Origin of the sequence: Flavobacterium circumlabens (assembly GCF_004345565.1) — a bacterium.
In the GTDB taxonomy this organism is placed as follows: Bacteria; Bacteroidota; Bacteroidia; order Flavobacteriales; family Flavobacteriaceae; genus Flavobacterium; species Flavobacterium circumlabens.
Map to the genome: position 1 here is coordinate 24316 of NZ_SLWA01000009.1, position 22987 is coordinate 47302.

Consider the following 22987-nt stretch of genomic DNA (forward strand, 5'->3'; position numbering starts at 1 on the left):
AAAACTATATTTTTTCACAGCGTTTCACCGATCATTTTTAAACCGAAGATTTCAGATTGTCACCATCTTTAAAATGCAGTCTTCTGAAAACGAAGCCGGATAAAATGGTTAAAAAACCAACCACTAAAAAGGTATAACGAAAAGCATTGTGAATTTCATGGTGAATGAGTTTTACATCGCCCTGAAAAATTTTCAGCACCAACAGTCCGAAAGCGATACCAAAACCAATAGCCAGCTGCTGATTTACAGAAACCAGTGAGTTGCCGCTGCTGGTGTGGTATACACGTAAATCGGCAATAGAAATGGAATTCATGGACGTAAACTGTATAGAGTTAAAGAAACCCAATACCGCGATAATCGGAACATACCAATAAATCGAAGTATGTATAGACGGAATGGCCAGAGCGCAAATCAGGGCACCAATAATAAAGGTGTTGACCATTAAAGTTTTTCGGTACCCAAAAGTGTTTAAGATGCCGATTACAGCCGATTTCCCAAACATGGCCGTTAGTGCCATCGGAGCAACAATCCATCCCGAGGTAACAGCCGACTTTCCGTACGCAATCTGAATCATCATCGGGAGCAGTAACGGAATGGAACTAAACCCCAATCGGGTAGCCAGATTTCCAATGATGCCCACGCGAAAGGTTCGCACCTGAAATAAATTCAAAGGAAAAAGAGGATTATTGTCCGTCACCGCATGGCGGTAGTACCAGTACAGCATTAAAAAGCCCGACATAAAAAGGGCTAAAACGGCTGATACCCGAACAGTGTTGCCGAATAATTCCAGGGCCACGGACAAAAGGAGTGAGGCTGCTGCAAAAATCAGGAAACCCTTTAAATCGAAATCAATTAGGGGCGATTTGTAATCAGGCATGTACTTCAGGCTCATGAGAATACCTATAATTCCAAAAGGGATATTGATGAGAAAAATCCAGTGCCAGGATAAATAGTCCACCATATAACCTCCGACCAAAGGACCCAATACCGGGCCAATCAAGGCAGGAATAATGGCGAAATTCATGGCTTTCAGGAGCTCTTTTTTAGGAAATGTCCGGATCAGTGCCAGTTTTCCAACGGGCGTCATTAAACTTCCGCCGATTCCCTGCAGCACACGGGCGAAAACCAAATGGGTAAGATTTTGGGAAAGCGAACAAAACAAGGATCCCAGGCTAAATAAAAATAAAGCAAAAATAAATACTTTTTTAGTTCCGAATTTATCCGACAAAAAACCGCTGACAGGCATAAAAAGGGCCAGCGTCAAAACATAACTAATAATGGCATTCTGCATTTCCAGCGGAGACTCCCTTAAATCTCTTGCAATCGAAGTTATCGACGTATTGAGAATGGTGGAGTCAAGCATCTGCATGAAGATGGAAGTAGCCAGGATAATCGGTAGTATTTTTTTGGTAGTCGCACTGTTTTGTTCGGAAGCAGTTGTACTCATATCTTTTATGGAAGTAACGTTTAGTAACGCCTATAAAATTAAATAAGATTTTAAAGTTTTAGAACTTATTTTTCATCAATATTGATTTTTTTACTTCAACAGAGGCTTTTTCATTGTGTCTGGAAGAGGTCGACTTTGCTTCCGTTTTTTTATCTGAAGTTCGGGCACTGGAAACATTATTTTTGTGATGGGAAGAAGTCATGATTATATTTTTACAGTTAAATTACAAATAGAGCCACTAAGATAGCGCCTGCCTTATAACATTGATGGTCAGTACTTATAATATTAACAGTTAGTTGTGATTATAAAGGAAGGAAAGCGGGATCAATAGAAAAACCATCAGTTCTCACTGACGGTTTTTACAAAAGAGTATTAAAAATGCTCTTCTTATTATGTATCAATTATATCCTGTTCAGGATTCTTTTTGTTCGAAATCTCCATAAGAATCAACATTATCGAGATCATCTTCCTCACTCAAATGCTTGTTAAAATCATGCGAGAGTTCGTTTTCGGGATATTTTGGATCTTCACCCCAATTTAATAATTGTTCTTTGATCGTTCTGTAGGCACAATAAAGGTGTTCCCCTTTTTGTAATTCTGTATAGCTTCCTGAGTTTGTTGGGTTTGCAGTGTTCATGATTTCAATTTTTAGTAAAGAGATTAATTGATAGTTAGTGCAAGGTCTAAAGTTTGGCTAAAGTAGAATTACAGGTAATCAAATTGTTATATAATTTTCAGGAATAGTTATTTAATTATCAGCTGCTTACAATTGTACTTTATAAAATAGCTTCTGTTCAAAGCTGTTAAATACCAAATACCGCGACTTGAAACATTACTTTTTAAGGAGCGTTTTATTAAGAACAGTTTTTGGTTTCTAAATACGCTGATTCGAGCGGCATTAGGCTATAACTAATCTGAAATTGCAAGTAACCTGCTATTTTTCCAGAATTTCTTTTCTAAAAAGAACCCCCCAGTTTAGAATCTCGTCCAGCAATTTTTTCATCGTCAAACCTAAAGGCGTTAGCGAATATTCCACCGTTACCGGCATGCTGTCGTAGAGCGTACGGGCAATGATTTTATTGGTTTCTAAAGCTTTGAGTTCCTGCGACAGCATTTTGGGTGAAATATCTGAAATATCTCTCTGGATTTCCCCAAAGCGTTTGTTGCCATGCGTTAAGGAAATAATAATGGGTAAGCGCCATTTTCCCTGAATAACTTCTAAAGTATCCCTGGCAACCAGTAACCGATGTTGGCAGACTTCATCTTTTTGACTCATAATGATCTGATTTAAAGTAAACTCACCTGAAGGTAACTACTTACTCAAAGGTAACTACTATATTTTGTATAGCAAACTTAGGTAATTTTGGTCTTGTAATAACAGTAAAAAAATAAATATGTCAAATTCAACAATATGGGCAATAGACCCATTGCACTCCGAAGTTTTTTTTAAAATCAGGCATTTGGTAATTTCTACCGTAACCGGTTCCTTCAAAAAATTTGAAGGGAATATCATTACGGAAGGAACTGATTTTACCAATGCAAAAGTGGCTATCGTACTGGATGTAAAAAGTATTGATACCAATCAGCCGCAACGGGATGAGCATTTACAAAACGGTGACTTTTTTGATGCGCCGGCCTATCCGCAAATCAATTTTGAATCGACGTCTTTTGTAAACAGTGGGGACAGTACTTATAAAATGACGGGTAATCTGACTTTGAAAGGGGTAACGAGACCTATTGAACTACATGTAGCATATGGCGGTTCTGAAAAGGATGGGCAGGGCAATCTAAAACATGGATTTGAGGTAACCGGAATCGTAAACCGAAAAGAATTTGGAATGACCTGGAATAAAATTACGGATTCAGGCGGTTTGGGATTAAGTGAAGACATTAAGCTTATTGCCAATATCCAGGTGGGTCAGGTAGTGGAATAAGCCTTCCCATAAAGAAGCTAAATCTTTAAAACCCCTTCCATCTGCTTTTAAGATGGAAGGGGTTTTATTTTTATTTTTTTTCTTCATTGTCCAGCTGATCATCGAAATCAGGTGCTTCCCCTTTAAATTTATGTGTGTCCACATCATAATTTTCATCGTTGGTCAGCACTTCATCATGATCTTTATACTGATGTTTTCTCATGTCATTTCTGTCATTTCGATTCTCAGTGTTGTTCTTAGTAGTATCCGGATTTTGATTATTTGTTTTCATAATAGTACATTTTAAAGTTGTACTAAAATTACTTAAATGCCAGGACAGCAGGGTTATATAATCCTTTATTAAAGTTATAAAATACCACTGTCAGGAAGCTTACGTAAACCCGAACCTCATGTAGAATTGCTGTTCCGTTTAAGCAGAAAGGCAAACTACTTTTTCAAAACGGCCATGATGGCTAATAGAAACAGCCTGTCCATTTGGAGATAGGGGAGAGAATAAAAACGGAATACCATATTCGTCTTTCTCAATGTTCTTTTTTTCAATTTCCGTTACAGTGCTCCACTGATGGGGAGTAGTAACAGCTATGGTATGAAGGCAATCTGGAGTAAAAATCGTTTGGGTAAAATACAGATTTCCGCAGCAGCTCACTTTTCCGGAAATGCAGTCACTACTTTCCGAATCTAAACTGCAGACCAGCTTTAGAGGCATATACGCCCTTATTCTGGTCTGTCGGTTATAAATTTTATAGGCGGCCTCTTTCATGCTCCAAAATACCCACACCATCCTTTCCGGATTTAGCTGCTGAGCGATAAGTGACTGTTCTTCAGCGGTAAAAAGTTTCTCTAAAAAACCTTTACGCTGCCAGTTGCTTTCCTGGCGGGTTTGTATGAGATCGATCACATCATTACCGATCATTTTGCGGCCAGTTTGGTTTCAATAATTGCTACGGCGGTTTTTACATCCAGCATGCGTTCCATATCGACATTGTCAATAACCACATCAAAAGTTTCTTCGATATCCAGCACAATATCGACCAGATTGGCAGAGTTGATATTCAGATCGTTGATAAAATCAGTCTCTTCCGTAAGGTTGTCAAAAGCTTCCGTATTGGTCGTGTAGGGCTTGATGATCGCTTTTAGTTTCAGTATAAGTTCTTGTTTGTTCATAGTATTATTTTTGAAATTTTTTAAAGAGGAGGCAGGCATTTACATCGCCAAAACCAAAACTCGCTTTGGCAATGATAGCAGCGCTTTTTTCTAAGGTTTGCAATGGAATTTTCGAGGCATCAATAAGAGAAGTAATTTCAGGATGAAGATCGGCACAATTGGTATTGCCAAAGATAAAACCTTCATGAAGCTGCAGCACCGTGGCAACGCTTTCAATACTTCCTGCGGCGCTCAGGCAATGCCCCGTCAGGCTTTTTAAGGAATTGATGTACGGAAAATCAGTACCCTTTCGTCCCAGGGCTTTTGTCCAGTTCTCGATTTCCAGACTGTCTTTTGTGGTGGCGGTAAGATGGCCGTTGATGGCATCCACCTCATTCGCCGAGATTCCGGCATTGTGCAGAGCGTTCGTAATACATTTTTGTACGGCCGTACTGTTGGGTGCTGTCATACTGCCGCTGCCGCGCTGTCCGCCGGAGTTGACATGACCGCCCAGTATTTCGGCATAAATGGTAGCACCGCGTTCCAAAGCACTGTCCAGTTCCTCCACAACTAAGGCTCCGGCACCGCTGCCCGGGACAAAACCTGCCGCTGAGGCACTCATAGGACGCGAACCGTCTTCAGGGTTATCATTGTATTTGGAACTGCAGACGCGCAAAGCATCAAATCCGGCCCAGATATAAGGTCCGCTGTCTCCGGTACTGCCCGCCAGCACCCGTTTTGCCTGTCCGGATTGGATGCGGTCGTACGCCAGTATAATCGCTTCCGTGCCGGTAGAACAGGCAGAAGAATTGGTCGTAACCTGATTCCCCAATCCGAGTTTACCGCCCAGATAAGCGCTTACGCCACTGTTCATGGTTTGGGCGACAACCGTACTGCCCAGCCTGCGTGTCTGCAAATCGTCTATTTTATAAATGCTTTCGCGAAATTTGTCAATTCCCGAGGTACCGGATCCAAAAATAGTTCCGCTGTCCCAATCGGGTTCTTCGTTTTTTTCTATCGGTAATCCGGCATTTTTCCAGGCTTCCATACCCGCAATAACCCCGTATAAAATACCGGTGCTGTTAAAACCGCGGAGTTCCAGTTCTGTAAAATACTGCGCTTTAAGTTCCTCCGAAATCTGGGGCTGTCCGGCAATCTGGCAGGAAAACTGCAGCTCCTGTAATTGCGCATCATGACGTATACCTGAAATTCCGTTTTTTAACGCATGGGTAAACGCCGCAATGCCAACTCCGTTGGGAGCGACGACTCCAAGACCTGTTATCACAACGCGCTTTTTCATAGTTTTGTAGTAATCATGCCGGCAATGGTGCCTTTGCAGACTTCTTGTCCGGCTTCGTTTTTCATAATCGCTTCACACTTCAGTTTCCCAAACCGGAAAAATAGTTTCTTTGAACTCACCGTTACTTTTTCATTGGGATATACGGGTTTTAAAAATTGCATATCCGCCGAGGTAAAAGCGACTACGGTATCTTTTTTCAATTCATTTCCCAGTAAATAAATACCCAGGCAAACCATCCCGATCTGTGCCATCGTTTCCGTTAGGATCACCCCCGGGGTGACCGGATTATCCTTAAAATGCCCTTTATAAAAAGCAAGATCTTCCTGAAAAGTATAGGTTCCGCTAATGCCGTTTTCATCGACGTGAAGCAGTTCATCCACAAACAAAAAAGGTGGGGTGTAGGGCAGCTGCGCTATAATATTTTGTAGTTCCATGGTTCTTTTTTTAAACAGTACTTACCATTGTAATAAAACACGTTGTGCCGAAAATCCCGGACCAAAACTGAGCATCAGTCCTTTTTCTCCGGCTTTTGGCTGATCCTCCATAATACTTTCGAGAACATACAGCACCGTTGCGCTCGACATATTGCCGTATTGTTTCAGTACTTCTTTGGTAGCATCAATATTTTTTCCTAATCCCGAGAACAAAGCCTCCACCGTGGTCACAATTTTTTTTCCGCCCGGATGAAAGATCATATGGTCGAGATCCTTGATTTCTAAATTGTTTTTCTGTAAAAACGGATGGATAATGTCGCTGAAGTGGGACGCAATCGTATCCGGAACTTCAATATCCAGTACCATCTGCAGTCCGTTGTTCGTCACTTTAAAACCCATCATATGTTCAGCATCATAAAAATGATACATCTCCTCATCGATAATCTCAGGACCAGCATCCTCTTTATAAGAGGATAACAGGCAACAGGCAGCGCCATCGCCAAAAATAGCCGCACTAACAATATTGGGCATCGAAAAATCATCGAGCTGAAAAGTGGCCGTTGGCGATTCTACCGCTATAACGGCAGCACGTTTTCCGGGATTGGCCTTCAGGAAGTTTTTGGCATAGATAATACCCGATATTCCTGCGGCACAGCCCATTTCGGTAACGGGCAGGCGCACAATGTCCTGCCTCAGTTTCATTTTGTTGATCAGGTACGCATCCAGCGAAGGAATCATAATTCCGGTGCAGCTCACCGTAATAATATAATCCAGTGTTTCGGGCTCCCAGTTGGCGTTGCGAAGTGCTTTTTCGAGCACCTGTTCGCCCAAAATAATCACTTCACGGCTGTAAATATCGTTTTTATCTTCAAAGGAAGTAGCTGTAAAGACCTCGACGGGGTCCATGACAGAATAGCGTTTGTCTACGGCCGCCGCTTCAAATATCTTTTTTACTTTTTTGATAAAACGCTCGTCCTGTCCGGCGAGCCATTCATCCAGAAAAGGAAGAATCTCTGCTGTGGTACGGGAATACTGGGGTAGCTGCTTGGCAACTGTTGTTATTTTTACACTCATCTTTTAGCGATTATCAATTGGTAGCGGAAAGCCCATTTCCAGTTTATGGTATAGTTTTTTAAATTCAGTTTTTTAGAAAATTCTTCCAGTTCGTTTTTTTTAAAACCTCTTAATATGGAGACCTGGCCATCTTCCCGCGACATTTTATTCAGCCGGAAAACAAAGCCAATCAATTCAAAAAGGCGATATGCCAGTGCACTGCGATGCAAATCATTTATTACAGTGCCAATTGTCGCATTGGTATTAAAGATACGCATTATAGACAGGATCTGCTCATTTGTAAAATGGTGCAGGGTCAGCGTACACAGCACAATATCGTATTGCAGCGATTTGAATTCCTCACTAAAAATATCTATACATATATATTCAATATTCGAAAACCGGCTCGATAATGATTCGGCATAATTGATCGTAAATGCATTGGCATCAATGCCTATCAGTTTAAAATTAAGATCATGGGCAGCGCCGTAATCCGCCAGCATTCGCAGCATATCACCGTTACCGCAGCCTATATCGGCTATGACGATGGGTTCAGTACCAATAGGTTGGTTCAACAATTGTCTGGTAGCTTGCAGCGTCAGTTGATTACCGCCTAACAACCGGTTGATACGGGCAATCTGATCAAGCGCAGATCGTAATTCCTCGCCCGTAAGCGAAAAATCATCCATGATCTCGGTTTCCTGTGTTCTGTATTGGGTGTTTATCGTCATTTAATCGATTACTATGGGTTTACCGTGTGTTTGTTTAATAATAAGCGGCAACAGGCCGGGTAAGGAGGCAACGATCGAAATAAGAATAGCGGCCAGTTTTTTCCGGCTTAATATTTTGGCGAGCAGGCGTCCCATCAGCATCCGTCTGCCAAAATGCGTTTTCCATCTTTGGGTATAAGTCTTTTCTAAAAGGTCACGTGAAATCCTTCCGTTTTGAAAATCCAGTACCAGTTCGGCTGCTATTTTAGCACTGTGTAAAGCAATGGCCATCCCGTTGCCGCATAACGGATGGATCAGACCGGCTGTATCGCCGATCATGAGAACATGCTGTTCTACCGGTTGTTTGGGGTCAAATGATATCTGACTGATGGTGATGGGTTTTTCAAAAAGAAGCGTGCTGTTTTCAAAAACTGTTTTAAGGTTTTTGTTTTGATACAGGACCTGATTTTGGTACTCTTCTATATTTTTATATCGTTTGAAAGTCGCATAATCGGCCAGATAACAAATATTGATCCGGTTGTGCTCTACTTTGGAAACGCCGCAATAACCGCCGTTAAAGTTGTGCAAAGCCACCAGATCATCAGGGAAATCACCCGAATAATGGGCTTTAACAGCCAGCCACGACGACTTTTTATGAATAAAATCCCGTGCTAAAACCTGATCGATATTCGAGCGTTTGCCATAAGCGCCCAATACAATTTTGGAGGTTAACGTCTGATGGGAGGTGCTGACACTGAATACGTCCTGATCGAAAGCAATACCGGTAACCGTTTCCTGCAGGATCTGGCAGCCATTGGCTATCGCTTTTTCAAAGAGAAAATGATCCAGGGCATAGCGGCTCACACCAAAACCGCCCAACGGAAGCCGGGCTTTTGCACTTCTGCCGTTTGTTGTCGTGAACTCAAATTGGGAAATAGCGGTAGGATGCAATTCAGAAACGGCTGCACCAAGCCATATTAAATACGGTAGAATTTCATTAGAAATATATTCGCCGCAAACCTTATGTCGGGGATAGCCGGATTTTTCAACCAGTGTTACCTGCATTCCCTGTCCGGACAAATGAATCGCACTTGCCAGACCTGCCAGTCCGCCGCCAATGATCAGTACATCCGTGTTTGTTTTCATATAAGCAAGTTAGATATAAATCTAGTAACAGAATACAGATTGTACCTTTTTTTCAAGCCAAAAGGTATAAAAAAAGCGGTATTTTTTAGATTTCAGGTGTCGGATCAGTTTCTTGAATCCACCAGGCTTCTTTTATAATCTCAGGCAAGTTTAAATTTAGATTTTCATCGGTAAAAAGGCTTATAGTATTCCCCTTAAATGTTATACAATTTGGTACTGCCATTCAAAAGAGATTAAACGAATAGGTGTCTCTTCATGCAACTTTAAAACGGTATCTTTTTGTGCGTGATTTTGCCGTTTTTATTTTGCAGAAATTAACTTTATTTTATATTTGTAATGATTCTAAATAAAAATAACGATTATAGTTCACATGAAAATAAATAGTAATACGCTTATAAATACTGTTTTAGCTAAAATAGTACTGTCCATTCTACTCCTTCTTTTGGGGTCTTTTACCGCTTTTTCGCAATCCAATACCGGAACAATCTCAGGGAAGGTAAATGTAAAAGACGGAAATTCTGTACAAGGTTCAAAGGTCAAAATTGATGAGCTGAATAAAACAGCCATCACGGATGCGGACGGTTCTTATGAATTGAAAAATATTCCGTTTGGGACTTATATAGTCGAAGTAGTTATGAATGGCTATGATTCATCTCCCGCTTCCGTAGTAATCGATCAAAATAATACGGCTGTCCAATTGGATTTTGAGCTTCTTTATACCTCACAGAAATTAGAGGAAGTCATTGTAAGTTCCGGAGGAAACCGATTTGCCAGAAAAGAAAGCGAAGAAGTTTCTAAGATGAAACTCAAAAACATGGAAAACCCTCAGGTATACACCATCGTAAGCAAGGAACTGATGAAAGAGCAGGTCATAACCGATTACAACAGTGCGTTTAAAAACGTTCCTGGAGCCGGTATTGCCGAAGTTCGGAATCAGGGAAGAACCACCAATATTTCGAGAGGTTTTGCCACGCCGCAACTGGTCAGAAACGGAGTAGGAAGTTTTACGTACAATGCAATAGATCCGGCGAATCTGGAGCGCATTGAAGTCATTAAAGGGCCATCGGCTACGTTGTTCGGAAGTACCATTTCTTCTTTCGGAGGTTTGTTTAACAGGGTAACCAAAAAACCTTTTGATTTCTTTAAGGGCGAGGTTTCCTATTCAGCGGCTGACTGGGATCTAAACCGTTTTACTGCCGATATTAATACACCGCTTAACGAAGACAAAACGGCACTTTTCAGAATCAATACCGCTTTGCATAGTGAGAGAAGTTTTCAGGATGCCGGATTTAATAAAAGCTTTTTTATAGCACCAAGTTTCTCGTATGCCGTAAACGAAAGACTGACTTTATTGATTGATGCAGAATTCAGCACCTCAAAAGGAACTTCGCCAACCCGACTGGCACCTTATACCGGAAAAGATGCGACAGCCAAAAGTATCACCGAAATGGGAATTCCGTACAAACTTTCTTTCGCCAACAATACCGTAAATTATACCGGACAGCAATACAATATATTTGCCCAGTTAAAGTATAAAATATCAGACGCATGGACGTCGCAGACTATTGTATCACGTACCCGGTCTTCAGCAGAAGGCTATACGGTCGCTTTAACCGCTTTGAGCAATACAACCCTGAGACAGGCGGTTACCAAACAGGATAATCCGTATTACGGAACCGATATCCAGCAAAACTTCAACGGTGATTTCAAAATAGGAAAACTACGTAACCGCGTTGTGGCCGGTTTCGATTTTTACAGCCTTCGTGCCACCCGTAATGATGCGACCGTAAACATGAAACCGCTCGACTATAGAAAACCGGGGGATGCGTACAATAATTTCACTGCCGTTAAAATAGATCCTTTGTTTTTACCGGAGAATGTTAAATTCAGTAATTATGTCTCCAATAACGAGAGAACGTACAGTGCGTATGTGTCCGACGTATTGAATGTTACGGATAAATTAATTGTAATGGCGGGAGTAAGGGTAGACCGTTATATCAATAAAGGCGTCTATTACCCAAGCCGTGACTCTCTGGTAGGAAGTTACAATCAGACAGCATTTTCGCCAAGATTCGGGGCCGTCTATCAGCTTGTAAAAGAAAAGGTATCCGTATTTGCCAATTACATGAACGGATTCAATAATGTGGGCGGATCGGATTTTAACGGAAATACATTCAAACCCAATCAGGCAAATCAGGTAGAAGGAGGAGTGAAGTTTGACTTTAATAAAATCAGCGCGACTTTAAGTTATTACGATATCCAGGTCACGAACATCACCCGTGATGATCCGGATAACGCCAACTTTCAGCTTCAGGACGGTACGCAGCTCAGTAAAGGACTGGAAGCCGAACTGATTGCCAACCCGATACGCGGTTTAAATATCGTGGCAGGCTATACCTATAATGACAGTAAATATACCAAAGCCAACGCGACGATCAACGGATTACGCCCCACCACGGCAGGTTCGCCAAGAACCGCCAACCTTTGGGCCAGTTACCGTCTGGCGGAAGGATCGCTTTCGGGATTGGGAGTCGGTTTTGGAGGAATTTACGGAAGTGAATATTACCAGACCAACACCGCAAACTTTAAGTTTAGTATTCCTTCGTATACTGTTCTTGATGCTTCCGTTTTCTACGACAGGCCAAAATACAGATTGGGGTTGAAAGTCGATAACCTGACCAACGAAAAATACTGGTCGTACCGTTTAGCGGCGCAAAATCCGACAAGAGTGACGGGTAATATTACCATAAAATTCTAGGCAATCGGGTCCATCATTTTAAAAGCAGATTCTCTATATTTGGACTTTACGATACAGTATGACAAAAGGATTTAAAAAAGCAGTACGACAAATACATTTATGGCTCGGTTTAGCATCGGGCCTTATTGTTTTTATCGTTAGTATAACCGGATTTTTGTCTGTTTTTGAAGAAGAGATCCGGGAGGCGACACAACAGGAATACCTGCATGTACCTGTTCAGCAAAAACCTTTTATAGGGCTTGCTGCTATAATGGCAAACTACCGGCACCTCGAGCCCAAACAGAAAATAACGGCTTTTAAAGTCAATAAGGAGGAAGCTAACGCAACGGTTCAGCTTTCCACCAAAAAGAAAAAGACCTACTACTTCAATCCCTACGACGGAAGTCTGGTCAATGAAAAAGGAGCAGACTGGCTCAATACGGTTTTAGAAATACACCGTACCCTTTTATTAGGAGACGTTGGGGAATTTATTCAGGGCTGGTCCGTGGTAATTTTTATGATCATGCTTATCACCGGATTGATCTTATGGTTTCCGAATCAAATCCGTCAGCTGAAACAGTCGCTCCAAATAAAATGGGGCGGTTCGTTTAAAAGGGTCAACTATGACCTGCACCAGGTTTTAGGATTTTATGCGGCTTTCGTGCTGCTGCTGATCGCTTTTTCCGGACTTTATTTTAAGTTCGAAACCGCCAAAAAAGCCGTGAGTTTCGTTACCGGAGCGCCTTTAAATAAAGGAACAGAGGCTGTAAACACCACCAAAATAGATTCCACGACCGTTCCCGTTCGGTACAATACAATCTATGAAACGGTAAACGCCCAATATCCGGGAGCAGCGTCCATAAGTTTTTCGGTTCGAAAAACCGGAGAGCTTAGGGTAAGAATGATTTATCCCAATACCTGGGCAAGTGCCAGAAATCAGAATGTTCTCTTTTTTGATGGAAAAACCGGGCAGCTGTTACGGACCAAATTGTACAAAGACAACAATGCCGCAGATGTATACGAAGCGAGCAATCATGACCTGCATACAGGCACTTTCTTCGGACTGGCCGGAAAAATACTGTGGAGTCTGGTCAGCCTGATTGGCGCCTCTCTTCCGGTAACCGGATTTATCATCTGGTGGAAAAAAGGAAAAAAAGCAAAAGGAAAAAAAGGAAAGGGCAGGACTGCTGTTCTTTCAGAAATAACTTAAAAGAACTTTTTATAAAGTAAAGTTGTAGTTCGGGCTTACGCTCTGTTAATCGCATTAAAATGGCGCAGGATGTGTTTGGGTGCTGCGATTACTTTGCTGCGAACAGGGTCAAACCATTCGACTTCTTTGGTCACTGCCGCACAGCATTCGTTTCTGGAGTTGAAAAAGTAACTTTCAACCGTGATTTTGTCGCCGATACAACACTGTTTCATTTCCACAAAAAAAGGTTCGGTAAACATCAGGTCCTGATACGAAACCAATATATCCTTTCTTTCCTGCAGACCCAGCTGCAAGGCATGGAGCCGCTCTTTTGAAAATCCGTTGGCAAATAAAAAACGATACAATAGGCGAAGCGTATAGGAAAGGTACGCACTGGTTTCCATAACCATAAAGTCATTGACATCTTCTCCCGAAACAACATAATTTTTGCAGATCATTTCATTTTAGTTTAGGATTCGTAAAAAAAGAGGTCAGTCGGGATCAACTGACCTCAGGGCACTATTTATTTAACCAGTAAAAAATTGTAATTAACTTTTATTTTATCCGCAATTTTTTTTCGTACCAGGTTGGGTATTTCGATACCATAATCTTCCGGTTTCACCTCAAAAGAACCCATCGCCATAACACCGTTGGCTGCTTTCGAAACTTTTACCGTTACGGTTATCGGTTTGGTTACGCCGTGAAGCGTAAGGTCTCCTTTTAAAGTAAAATTTTTAGCCGTACTGGTCACTTTCGAAAGATCAAAATCTTCCATTTTACCTTTTAAAGTGGCTTTTGAAAACTTTTCAGATTCCATATAATTTTCATTAAAATGTTCCTCCATTAAAGCCACCTTAAACCGAAAACCTTTGATCAGGACCAAAGCCGCGAAATCCCCGGTAGAGGGCTCTAAAACCGCAGAGACACTTTTATTTTCGGCAGCCACTTCTTCATTGGAAGGTGTAGAAGCCTGAAATTTGATATTCCCCGTTTTGGTGATCAGCTTTTGCGCCCATGCGTCTGTACTTACCGTAATAAGCAACACCAATACGAAGAAATGAATAATTGATTTTTTCATGATCCTAGTTTTCTTTAAGTCCGTCCGTATTCCATTTTACAATCACATCAATATTGGCCTGAGACATTCTTCCTGCCTGAGGCATGATGCCCTGCTGTCCGGTCTGCAACTGAATTCGGTTCAATAAACCACCGTTTTCAACTGCCGCTTTAACCTCCGCATAAGTAGTCAGAGGCCTGAAAGCCGCAGACCTTCCACTTTGGTGACAGCCGATACAATTGGCATCAATAATTGATTTTGCATTTTTAGTATAACTGCTGACAGCTACAGGATCCGGATTTGGAGTTCCTGTTGTCGGTGGCGTTTCAATATCCTGATACGTATCAGAATCACTACAGCTTGCAAATGCGGCCATAAGTAGGGTAAGGGCTATTAGTTTTTTCATAGTTGTTGTTTTTTATTTAGGTTATGAGTTATGAATTATGTGTTATGAGTTATTTGTTTGGGGTTAGATGTTAAGTGTTAGGCATTTGTAAATCTCTCATTTTCAAATTCCCACATTCTCAAATTATCACATTATCAAATTATCCAATTATCTAATTCTTCTTAAAACACCCTGTACAAGTTAAATCCAAAGAAGAAATCCCCTTTACCCCAGTCACCGGTAGCATTGGTAAGATACCCGCTCTCACTCATCGATTGTGAATTGGTAAAGATCAGCTGAAAGACATGTCCTCCGGTTTCGACATCCAGGCCTACGGACAATGGATTTTTGTAAAAGTCAGGCGTGTCAAAGTTGTGCATGTACTCTAAATTCACCGATAATCTTTTGGTGATTTTATAACGGCCGCCTCCTCCAAAAGAAAACTGATTGTCGTTTTCGATGGCCGGATTGTACAGGTTTCTATGAATAAAAGAGGGCACTAACTCTAACGATAGTTTTTCACTCACTTTTCGCGATACCAGCAACTGCTGCACATACGTCATGCGATGTTTGAATTCCAAGCCCGGATACTGATCTTCTTCTAAAAAAGTATTGATATCCGCCACACTGTACCCGACAATATCTACCGGGAAACTGGCATCCTGTCTGGCCATTCGGTATTTTACCCCGGTCTCGTACATTTTGTTCAGCGTATGTCTGGAAAGGCTTACGGACAACCAATCGGTAACGCCGTAAATACCACCCAGTTTGGTAGTAGCGTTATCAAGGCCGAAAAAACTGTCAAAACCGTCTTTCACAGTACCGAAACGGTGCGAGACTACAAAATAGAATTCTTTTTTGGCAGCCATTTTGGTGGTCTGTAAAGTAACCAGCTGTAAGGCTTTAAAAGTAGCGGTCGAATAGCTGTCTTCTACCTGAGTAGAATCCAGGTCCTTCAGCAGATCATCCTGCGAATAGGCCATAGTGGCCAGAAAAAGGCAGATTGGGACTAAAAATTTCTTCATAATACGTTTTAATTGTGGGGTTGATTAAGGGTACACTGGTCTAATTTAACTTCCTGAAACAGCTCGTCATATCCAATACATTTGCCTTTAACGCTTACCTTATGATCGAGATGTTTCTCTTTTATTTTCTGGGTAAACAGACAAAAAACAGTATTTTCAAGTGTGATTACAGAATCGGTTTCTTTGGTTACTGCACCGGTGATTTCAATGGTTTTATTGAGATACAGGACATCTGCCTTTTTGGGATCTTCATTATACGCTTCCAGTAATTTTGTTGCGGTGATATTGAAATCCGCTTTTTCTGAGGCGATATCACGCGCTCCCTTAAAAAGAAACCCGTAATAAAAATAAATACCCGCAGCAGCCACGATCAGTAAAGCCGCAAGTACAAAGGCTGTTCTTTTTCTTTTCATATTTTTGTTTTAATTTCAGGTAGCAGTAAGGCTCTGTTTATTTCAAATTAGTCCGGTTTTCAGGGGACTAATTTGAAATAGAGAGCAGTGCTATAGTGTTTATTGGAAATTCGGGTGCTTAGATCGCGAGCGGCGAATCTTTTACCGGTACGGGCCAAACGCCCGGAGCAGGGAAACTGATGCCTTTGTTGGCACCTCTTACGCTGGCATCCTGTCCAAAATAATACAAAGGCCAGCCGTTGTACACCAGTTGCGATTTACCAAATACGGTAATCACAGAAAATTTGGTTTTGTCGAGAGTAGAAGGAACTACAATTTTGTCGGTCTCGTAGATAGGCCAAACCGCATTGTTGGAGAAATCGGACTTTGTAAAATTGTTTTTCTTAAAATTATCATTTTTGAAGGTATACAGGGTGATCCCTTTCGCATCGGTAAAGTAGGTCGTTACACCATCTCCAACCGTGTAATCAGATTTGTAGTTTTTACCATCATGTCCTACCAGCTGGCTTCTGACCAACAGGACAGAATAATCCGGTTTGGCAATAAACCAAACCCCGCCAACTCCGTCACCGGTTGTTTTTCCGGCCGCTTCCGGTACATTCGTTCCGGCACCGCCATACCCGTCACCCGAAGAAAGTGGTGCATAGTAATACAATGGCCAGCCTTTATACGTCAATTGTTTTTTGGCAGAAGCAGTAGTAACCGTTCCAAAATCAGCTAAGGTAAGTCCGGCACCTAATTTGTCGGCAGTTAGGTTATCCACATTAAAAGCAGGCCATACCGCTTCACATCCTCCGGTACAGGAAGGTTTTCCGTTCGCATCTGTGGCGAAAAAATACAAAGACCTTCCGTCCTTATCCGAAAGGTAAGCACCTAAAGTAGCACTGGTAGAAAGACTAATTTCTTTTTTGGCTTCGACCACAGGCGGCGTAGTGGTAGGAGTATCACTGTCACTGCTGCAGCTTGCAAAAAAGGCTGTTGCGATAAGAGCAACGAATGCGAATGTAATTTGTTTTGATTTCATGGGTTTTAAATTTTAATTGATTTTTTAACGGTTGTTAGTCCTTAGTCTTTAGTTTTTAGTTTTCAGTCTCTCCCGATAGCTATCGGGATCAGTCCCGGTCAAACTCAAAACTCATAACTCATAACTAAGGACTAAGAACTCACAACTAATACTAAAACAGCCTTGACGCAGATTACCCTACCAAAGAATTGATATTTTATTAAAAAAAAAGTAAAAAAAGGGAAGTAAAGCTTTACAAAAGATTGAAATACAAGCTTATAAGGAAATTCTGAAACTCACATTTGGAGTTCTTTGCAGGGCGAAAGTTTCCACTTCCTCGATAGAATTCGTTAGGGAACTGATGCGGTAATATTCGCTGATTTCGTTTTTGCGGTTCAGGATATTCAGGATCGAGAGGCCTACTTTGTACTGAATGCCATTGTCGGTTTCCCACTTGTATGTAGAAGAGATATTTACCTGCGAAAAGATATGCAGGTTGGTATTGTTTGGTTTGTTGTAGATCAGTACCGGATCTGAAAGGTCTATTTGCGAAACATCAGGAGAAGTTTTGGGCCTGCCCGAAGACCATTTGGTGCCCAAAGCAATCTTGAAATTGTTTTTCTCGTAAATGGCAGCCCAGGATAACGTATGAGTTAACTCAAAGTTGTTGGGAAAACTCGGGTATTCATAATCCGGAAAATGATAATTGTTTTTATTGTAGGTATAACTGAGCCACGTCAGAAAATGGTTTATTTTTTTCTGAATCAGGATTTCCGTTCCCAATACTTCATAATCGCCTGTGGTTCGCACAAACTCCAGCTGGTTCTGAAAACCCTGGCTCGAAGTGGTGATGCCGTTTACTTTTTTATAAAAATTTTCCATACCCAGCAGCCAGTCGTTCTCTTTGTAGAAGACATTTAAAGAGAGCTGTTTACTTCTCTGAATAGGAATGTTGGTGTTATTGGAGATGATCCAGCGCCTTTTTTCAATGCCGAAATAATCTTTCTGCAAATCAATAATCTGTTGGGAGTTTTGACTTTTCAGTTCCCCCAGCAATTCTACATTGACACTTTTACTGATGCCATAACCCAGTTGCAGTCGCGGTTCTACACTGTATTTTTTAAATTTTTCAATATAATTCATACGGACTCCGGCCTTCAGATAGATTCTCGAAAGGGTGTCGTTGTATTTCCCTTCCAGAATTAAGGCATGGGTTCGCAGCACGTCTTTGACCCTGCGATAGAAATCAGGATTCGTGACCTGCTCTAAATTGGTAATCCCCATTTCGTTAAACTGATACCCGTTGTTAAAACTCCATTTAGCCGTAAGCGTATGGTTGTTCTCTATAGTAAGTCCATTATTGTTCACCGTGTTTTCCTGAAGCACGACCTGATTAGCATTAGTCGTTTTCTGGTTGCCCAAAAGTTCATACGCAGAGTTGTAGATATTAATTTTAGTCGTATTAAAGGCATTCCAGTTTCTTTTCCAGGACAAATTCCCGCCATAGTTTTGCTGGCGTAACACATTGTTTTCCGATCGGTTGATGTCGTAAACGGTCGCACTCTGAAAAACTTCCAGATTGTCTTTGATCGTAATTAAATCCAGTACAATCTGGTCTTTAGTACCTATTTTTTGGACATATTTCAGGGTAGCATCATAGAAACCGAATTTTTTATCACTTTGGTAATCGACATTCTGGTTTTGGGCAAAATCAGTGATGGTCGTGTTTTGAAATACTTTATTAAAATATTCCTTATACGTAGGGGTTTCGACAAAATCAGTAATCGATTTACGGGCAGATATTTCAATAAAGCTCTTTTTCGAGAGATTGTACTTCGCGTACACATCGGCATTGATCATATTGATTCCGGCACTAAAGGAATTTTTTTCCGCGGTTTCCGGAGTCGAAGAAATCGCCACGACACTCGAAACACTTTCCCCGTAAAAAGCCGAACTTCCGTTTTTATAAATCGAAATCGTATGTGCCAGATTGGGATTAAAAACCGAGATCAGACCAAAAAAATGTCCGGTCTGAAACATGCGGATCCCGTTCCACAAAAACAAATTCTGATCGTGTGTACCGCCGCGCACGTTGATGCTCGAAACACTTTCGTCAAGACTGTTCACGCCCGGAATCTGCTGCATGGTCTGCAAAGCATCGGGTTCAATAAGTCCCGGCAGGATTCCGAACTTCTTGGGTTTAATTTCAAAGGCGCCATCGGTGTTTTTGGAAATTCCCGAAGCCAGCACCGCACTCGCTTTGATTTCTTCGAGCTGCGTAATTTCAGGTGCCATTACGATCTGAAGACAATTAGCAGTGTCCAAATGATCCGTCGTGATTCTCTGGGTGATAAATCCCACATGACTAATCAAAAATAGGGTGGCAGGCCCTTGTTCCAACTCAAAATATCCGTTAAAATCCGTGGCAATCTGTGTATGATCGGGTAAGCTGATATTGGCGTTTTCAATCGGCTTATGATCCGTAGCCCCAAAAACATAGCCACAGATCAGGGGAGTCCTATTTTCTTTTTTATAAATATTAATAAACCGGTTGCCAATATTCTCAAAAGACAACTGCGTTTTTTGGGACAGGAACTGCAGTTTCTGTGCTAACGAAAGCGATCTTTTGGGCGGATTGCATTGCAGCCCCGCAATAATATCCTCGGTATAGTTAAAACTAACCTGATGCTGTTTTTCAATAGCCACGAGGATTTTTTTAAACGGCATGACTTTTCCCTTGTCCTGCGCAGATAGGGGCAGGACAAGGAAAAAGAAGAGAAACAAAAAATGAAATTGTTTGGGGAGCAACATTTATTTTTCGTCAAAAATTATTTTATGGTTGGAGACTTTTCGGGCCTCTAAATGATAGGTGGTACTAATAATCTGCAAGGCTACCTCCAGGTCATGGGCGGGTAATTTCCCGGTAAACAAGGCCGTTGTATCTTTGGTGTTTAATTCGATAGTAATGTTGTATTGCCTTTGTACTTCGTCTAAAAGGCTTTTGATGTTTTCCTGATAAAAACTAATCTCGTTGTCCATCCATTCCGGCTGCGAGGTTTGTATTTTTCTATTAAGCTGTTTTCCGTTTTCAAAACGTACCCCCTGTCCGTGTGTCAATAGAATTTGGGTATTGCCGTAATTGACCTTAACACGTCCTTCGTAACAAACGATATCAAAGCTGTTTTTACGGGCCTTCACGTTAAACTGCGTTCCTAAAACCGTTACTTTCCCCAGATTCGTCTGCACCTCAAAGCGTCGGCCTTTCGCAACTTTAAAATAGGCTTCTCCTTTAAGTTCCAGATGCCTGTTGTTGTCCCAGTTCCATTTTTTATACTGTATTTCAGAACCTGAATTCAGTACTACCTCAGAATGATCCGGTAACGAAAAAATAGTTTTTTCGCCAAAACCGGCCGTCTCCGTCTGCTGTACCAGCATTTTCAGCGCAAAGGTAATGCCAAGCGCCAGCACAAAAATAGCCGCGGCACGAAACGCCCATTTTTGATATAAAGGAACTACTTTCGGAGTCACTTTGGGCTGTTGCAGGATGTTCGACAACATCGCGTTTTCATCCCAGTCCGCTACCTCCAGGTGATCGGTATAGTGTTTTATCTTTTTATATTTTTCAAAATCGGGACTGGCTTCAAATTCCGCCAGTTCCTCAGGTGTTAAATCATTGTTCAGCCATTGGGCCAATAAGCGATTCTTTTTCATTGTACTGTATTATATCATTAAAACAATTAGAATTCAATTTACCCTACTTTTTTATAAATCAATTTCTTTACGCAGGCTTAACAAAGCCAGGTGAATGCGTTTTTCTACGGCCTTGACGCTAAGGTTGAGCTCCAGGGCTATTTCACTGTATTTTTTTCCGTCAATCCGGTGCATCAGAAAAGCAACGCGCTGTTTTTCGTTCAGGTTTTCAATCGCTTTCAGGAGTTTAGCCTGAAACTGTTTTTCCTCCAGCAGGTATTCGGGGTTTTCATTGGTTTTATCGAGGCCGGTAAAGTCTTTTTCATAGCGCAAAACCACTTTCTGGTGGGCAATGGCATTCAGGCTGCTGTTGTTGGCAATGGTGTACAGATACGACTTCGCCTTTTCCAGCGGTACCGAGGCACAGTTTTGCCAGAGCTTTACAAAAGCTTCCTGGGTGACATCTTCGGCCTGGTCGCTATTGCCAAATTTATAAAAAAGAAAATTCCGAAGCGCTTTGACGTGACTTTTAAAGAAAGACGAAAAAACAATTTCATCACAAGTGTTGGATTGGTTTTGATCTGGCATTTCAATTTTCAATTGGTATGCTGCAAAAGTATTTGTTTTTAGTATAAGTAGGGTAAAAGCAAATAAGATTGTTCTATAGGAGTATAAATACTATTCCCTTTTGATAAATTAGTACACACCAGGGGACAGAAACCTTTGAAGACGAATTTATTAAAAAACAGTTTCTTAAATTTTATTACATTTGTAAAAATATCACTATGTTGCCTTTCCAAAAATATCTATCCATTGTCCTTGTACTGTTCTTGTTTGGCTGTCAGAGCGATTCAGAAGAGCAGAACGATTATGTACAGGGAACCGTTACCAGTACGTCTCCGCTTACGACCTATCTGCAAAGGGTGGCCATGGTACCCACCGTGCAGGACAATGTCATTGACGGCTCTACGTACTGTACCATAAAACTCCCGTATACCGTGACGGTCAATAGTGCCACCATTGCCGTTAACACCACTGCCGATTATCAAAAAGTAGTCGACAATATCAAAGCGAACAATTACGATGATGATATTGTTAGGATCACTTTTCCGGTCACCATGGTGTACTACAACTACATCCAGAAAGTGATCCCGAACGAAACGGATTTTAAGGACCTAATCGATTATTGGAACATGTACCCGGACCTGTTGTCTAAAATCAACGGACTCAACATCAACTATCCGATTACGATCAATACCTATAACAGCGCCAATCAGATTGCCGGTTCGGTGTCGATTGCCAGCGATCAGGCCTTTTTTAATTTTATCAAAAACCTGAACGCCAGCCAGTACATCGCCCTGCAATACCCGATCTCGGTTACCGATTACAACAATCAGACAAAATCGATTACCAACAATCTCGACTTCGAAAACGCCATCAAATATGCGATCGATTACTGCCCCGAAAACAACATTACACCGCTCGATTTCACCGCAACTCTGACCAGCGGTTCCTGGGAAATTCCGTATTATTTTGCCGATTCCGATAAAACGGCTTCTTATAGTGGTTATTCGTTTGTTTTTAAAAATGACTACTCGGTAGTAGCCACCAAAGGAGCCGTGACCGAAACAGGGCAGTGGCAAAGTACGGTACAATATGGGGTGCGGGAAGTACAGCTGATGTTCAGCTCCCCCGAACTTTCCAAATTGAATACGAACTGGAAATTGTTTGAGTTTAACAATTCACTGATCCGATTACGTAATGTGGGGACTGGGACGAGTTATCTTTATTTTGAGAAAAAATAAATAGAATAGGGAAGAAGCGAAAGATGCTAAATATATATAACAAAAAAGAGAGACTTCCCGGTCTCTCTTTTTGTTTTGCTCTATCTTGTAAAAGTTTATTTTCCTTTTACTAATTTTTCCAAATATTCAATTTTATCTTTTTCGGCTTGTAATAAACGTTCGTAGAGTTTTTTGTTTTCCTCATAGGATTCAACTAACTTATCCAAAGGGTTGAAAGTACAATTGTGTCCAAAATTTACGTTGCTATTTTTCGTGTCGTTAAAACTGTTGAAGTAATTAATGACACCTTCTTCCGAAAAGTTCTTAATGGCCTCCACACTCACACCCAAAGCTTTTGCTACTTCAATCAACTTTTCTTCGTCAATCGTCTCGCTGTTTTCGATAATCGAAACCGCCTGCTGATTGGTTCCCATGGCCTGTGCCAATGCTTCCTGCTTCATGTCTTTTAGTTCGCGAATACGGCTTATTTTTCGCCCGATGTGATTTGGTTTGGTTTGTGTGCTCATAGCTCAAAGA

27 protein-coding genes are annotated in these 22987 nt (G+C 41.4%); 4 read left to right on the forward strand and 23 right to left on the reverse strand.

Going from position 1 to position 22987, the window contains the following annotated elements:
* Nucleotides 1-37: 37 nt before the first annotated feature.
* The 4 genes from EV142_RS19115 to EV142_RS19125 all read right to left on the reverse strand — a co-directional run bounded on the left by EV142_RS19115 (nt 38) and on the right by EV142_RS19125 (nt 2723).
* A complete protein-coding gene (locus EV142_RS19115; protein ID WP_132037448.1) occupies nt 38-1447 on the reverse strand; it encodes an MFS transporter in 1410 nt (469 codons plus the stop codon).
* A gap of 58 nt (nt 1448-1505) precedes the next feature.
* The gene (locus EV142_RS24085; RefSeq protein WP_158286343.1) at nt 1506-1649 is read right to left on the reverse strand and encodes a hypothetical protein; all 144 of its coding nucleotides are present in this window, start codon (nt 1647-1649) and stop codon (nt 1506-1508) included.
* Nucleotides 1650-1859: 210 nt separating this feature from the next.
* Nucleotides 1860-2084, reverse strand: a complete 225-nt coding sequence (locus EV142_RS19120; RefSeq protein WP_132037449.1) for a hypothetical protein — start codon at nt 2082-2084, stop codon at nt 1860-1862.
* 297 nt (nt 2085-2381) lie between these two features.
* Nucleotides 2382-2723 carry a winged helix-turn-helix transcriptional regulator gene (locus EV142_RS19125; protein WP_132037450.1) on the reverse strand — a complete coding sequence of 114 codons (342 nt, stop codon included), beginning with the start codon at nt 2721-2723 and terminating at the stop codon, nt 2382-2384.
* Nucleotides 2724-2841: 118 nt separating this feature from the next.
* Between EV142_RS19125 and EV142_RS19130 the strand changes: the two genes are divergently transcribed.
* Complete coding sequence (locus EV142_RS19130; RefSeq protein WP_132037451.1) at nt 2842-3381, forward strand: YceI family protein; 540 nt, start codon at nt 2842-2844, stop codon at nt 3379-3381.
* Between the two features lie 70 nt (nt 3382-3451).
* Here the strand turns inward: EV142_RS19130 and EV142_RS19135 are convergent, their stop codons facing one another.
* The 9 genes from EV142_RS19135 to EV142_RS24090 form a co-directional block, all read right to left on the reverse strand.
* Nucleotides 3452-3652 carry a hypothetical protein gene (locus tag EV142_RS19135; RefSeq protein ID WP_132037452.1) on the reverse strand — a complete coding sequence of 67 codons (201 nt, stop codon included), beginning with the start codon at nt 3650-3652 and terminating at the stop codon, nt 3452-3454.
* A 138-nt stretch (nt 3653-3790) separates the two neighbouring features.
* On the reverse strand, nt 3791-4294 hold the full coding sequence (locus EV142_RS19140) for a 4'-phosphopantetheinyl transferase family protein (protein ID WP_132037453.1): 504 nt from the start codon (nt 4292-4294) through the stop codon (nt 3791-3793).
* Complete coding sequence (locus EV142_RS19145) at nt 4291-4545, reverse strand: acyl carrier protein (protein WP_132037454.1); 255 nt, start codon at nt 4543-4545, stop codon at nt 4291-4293. Before EV142_RS19145 ends, EV142_RS19140 begins: the two co-directional genes overlap by 4 nt.
* 4 nt (nt 4546-4549) lie before the next feature.
* Nucleotides 4550-5824: a beta-ketoacyl-[acyl-carrier-protein] synthase family protein gene (locus EV142_RS19150; protein ID WP_132037455.1), complete on the reverse strand. Its 1275-nt coding sequence runs from the start codon at nt 5822-5824 to the stop codon at nt 4550-4552.
* Nucleotides 5821-6258: a 3-hydroxyacyl-ACP dehydratase FabZ family protein gene (locus tag EV142_RS19155; protein ID WP_132037456.1), complete on the reverse strand. Its 438-nt coding sequence runs from the start codon at nt 6256-6258 to the stop codon at nt 5821-5823. The genes EV142_RS19150 and EV142_RS19155 overlap by 4 nt, the downstream gene beginning before the upstream one ends.
* A gap of 21 nt (nt 6259-6279) precedes the next feature.
* Nucleotides 6280-7332 (reverse strand): type III polyketide synthase, encoded by a 1053-nt coding sequence (locus EV142_RS19160; protein WP_132037457.1) that lies wholly within the window; start codon nt 7330-7332, stop codon nt 6280-6282.
* Nucleotides 7329-8042 (reverse strand): methyltransferase domain-containing protein, encoded by a 714-nt coding sequence (locus EV142_RS19165; protein WP_132037458.1) that lies wholly within the window; start codon nt 8040-8042, stop codon nt 7329-7331. The genes EV142_RS19160 and EV142_RS19165 overlap by 4 nt, the downstream gene beginning before the upstream one ends.
* Complete coding sequence (locus EV142_RS19170) at nt 8043-9167, reverse strand: NAD(P)/FAD-dependent oxidoreductase (protein ID WP_132037459.1); 1125 nt, start codon at nt 9165-9167, stop codon at nt 8043-8045.
* Between the two features lie 85 nt (nt 9168-9252).
* The gene (locus EV142_RS24090) at nt 9253-9390 is read right to left on the reverse strand and encodes a hypothetical protein (protein WP_158286344.1); all 138 of its coding nucleotides are present in this window, start codon (nt 9388-9390) and stop codon (nt 9253-9255) included.
* 147 nt (nt 9391-9537) lie between these two features.
* On the opposite strand from EV142_RS24090, the gene EV142_RS19175 reads away from it, so the two are divergent.
* The gene (locus EV142_RS19175; RefSeq protein WP_132037460.1) at nt 9538-11925 is read left to right on the forward strand and encodes a TonB-dependent siderophore receptor; all 2388 of its coding nucleotides are present in this window, start codon (nt 9538-9540) and stop codon (nt 11923-11925) included.
* A 58-nt stretch (nt 11926-11983) separates the two neighbouring features.
* Nucleotides 11984-13114 (forward strand): PepSY-associated TM helix domain-containing protein, encoded by a 1131-nt coding sequence (locus tag EV142_RS19180; RefSeq protein WP_132037461.1) that lies wholly within the window; start codon nt 11984-11986, stop codon nt 13112-13114.
* A gap of 35 nt (nt 13115-13149) precedes the next feature.
* Here the strand turns inward: EV142_RS19180 and EV142_RS19185 are convergent, their stop codons facing one another.
* The 9 genes from EV142_RS19185 to EV142_RS19225 all read right to left on the reverse strand — a co-directional run bounded on the left by EV142_RS19185 (nt 13150) and on the right by EV142_RS19225 (nt 21254).
* The gene (locus EV142_RS19185; protein ID WP_132037462.1) at nt 13150-13551 is read right to left on the reverse strand and encodes a hypothetical protein; all 402 of its coding nucleotides are present in this window, start codon (nt 13549-13551) and stop codon (nt 13150-13152) included.
* Nucleotides 13552-13616: 65 nt separating this feature from the next.
* Nucleotides 13617-14171 (reverse strand): YceI family protein, encoded by a 555-nt coding sequence (locus EV142_RS19190; RefSeq protein WP_132037463.1) that lies wholly within the window; start codon nt 14169-14171, stop codon nt 13617-13619.
* 4 nt (nt 14172-14175) lie between these two features.
* Nucleotides 14176-14556 (reverse strand): cytochrome c family protein, encoded by a 381-nt coding sequence (locus tag EV142_RS19195; protein ID WP_132037464.1) that lies wholly within the window; start codon nt 14554-14556, stop codon nt 14176-14178.
* Between the two features lie 161 nt (nt 14557-14717).
* Nucleotides 14718-15560 carry a DUF5777 family beta-barrel protein gene (locus EV142_RS19200; RefSeq protein ID WP_132037465.1) on the reverse strand — a complete coding sequence of 281 codons (843 nt, stop codon included), beginning with the start codon at nt 15558-15560 and terminating at the stop codon, nt 14718-14720.
* 8 nt (nt 15561-15568) lie between these two features.
* Complete coding sequence (locus tag EV142_RS19205) at nt 15569-15973, reverse strand: OB-fold protein (protein ID WP_132037466.1); 405 nt, start codon at nt 15971-15973, stop codon at nt 15569-15571.
* Between the two features lie 118 nt (nt 15974-16091).
* Nucleotides 16092-16997, reverse strand: a complete 906-nt coding sequence (locus EV142_RS19210) for a COG4315 family predicted lipoprotein (protein WP_132037467.1) — start codon at nt 16995-16997, stop codon at nt 16092-16094.
* 255 nt (nt 16998-17252) lie between these two features.
* Nucleotides 17253-19682, reverse strand: coding sequence for a TonB-dependent receptor (locus tag EV142_RS19215; protein ID WP_238698774.1), 2430 nt, complete (start codon nt 19680-19682; stop codon nt 17253-17255).
* 105 nt (nt 19683-19787) lie between these two features.
* Nucleotides 19788-20687, reverse strand: a complete 900-nt coding sequence (locus EV142_RS19220) for a FecR family protein (RefSeq protein ID WP_132037469.1) — start codon at nt 20685-20687, stop codon at nt 19788-19790.
* Between the two features lie 51 nt (nt 20688-20738).
* A complete protein-coding gene (locus tag EV142_RS19225; RefSeq protein WP_132037470.1) occupies nt 20739-21254 on the reverse strand; it encodes an RNA polymerase sigma factor in 516 nt (171 codons plus the stop codon).
* A 197-nt stretch (nt 21255-21451) separates the two neighbouring features.
* Here EV142_RS19225 and EV142_RS19230 point away from each other — a divergent pair, with 197 nt between their 5' ends.
* Complete coding sequence (locus EV142_RS19230) at nt 21452-22471, forward strand: hypothetical protein (RefSeq protein ID WP_132037471.1); 1020 nt, start codon at nt 21452-21454, stop codon at nt 22469-22471.
* Between the two features lie 95 nt (nt 22472-22566).
* Here the strand turns inward: EV142_RS19230 and EV142_RS19235 are convergent, their stop codons facing one another.
* Nucleotides 22567-22977 (reverse strand): helix-turn-helix domain-containing protein, encoded by a 411-nt coding sequence (locus tag EV142_RS19235; RefSeq protein WP_132037472.1) that lies wholly within the window; start codon nt 22975-22977, stop codon nt 22567-22569.
* Nucleotides 22978-22987 lie beyond the last annotated feature (10 nt).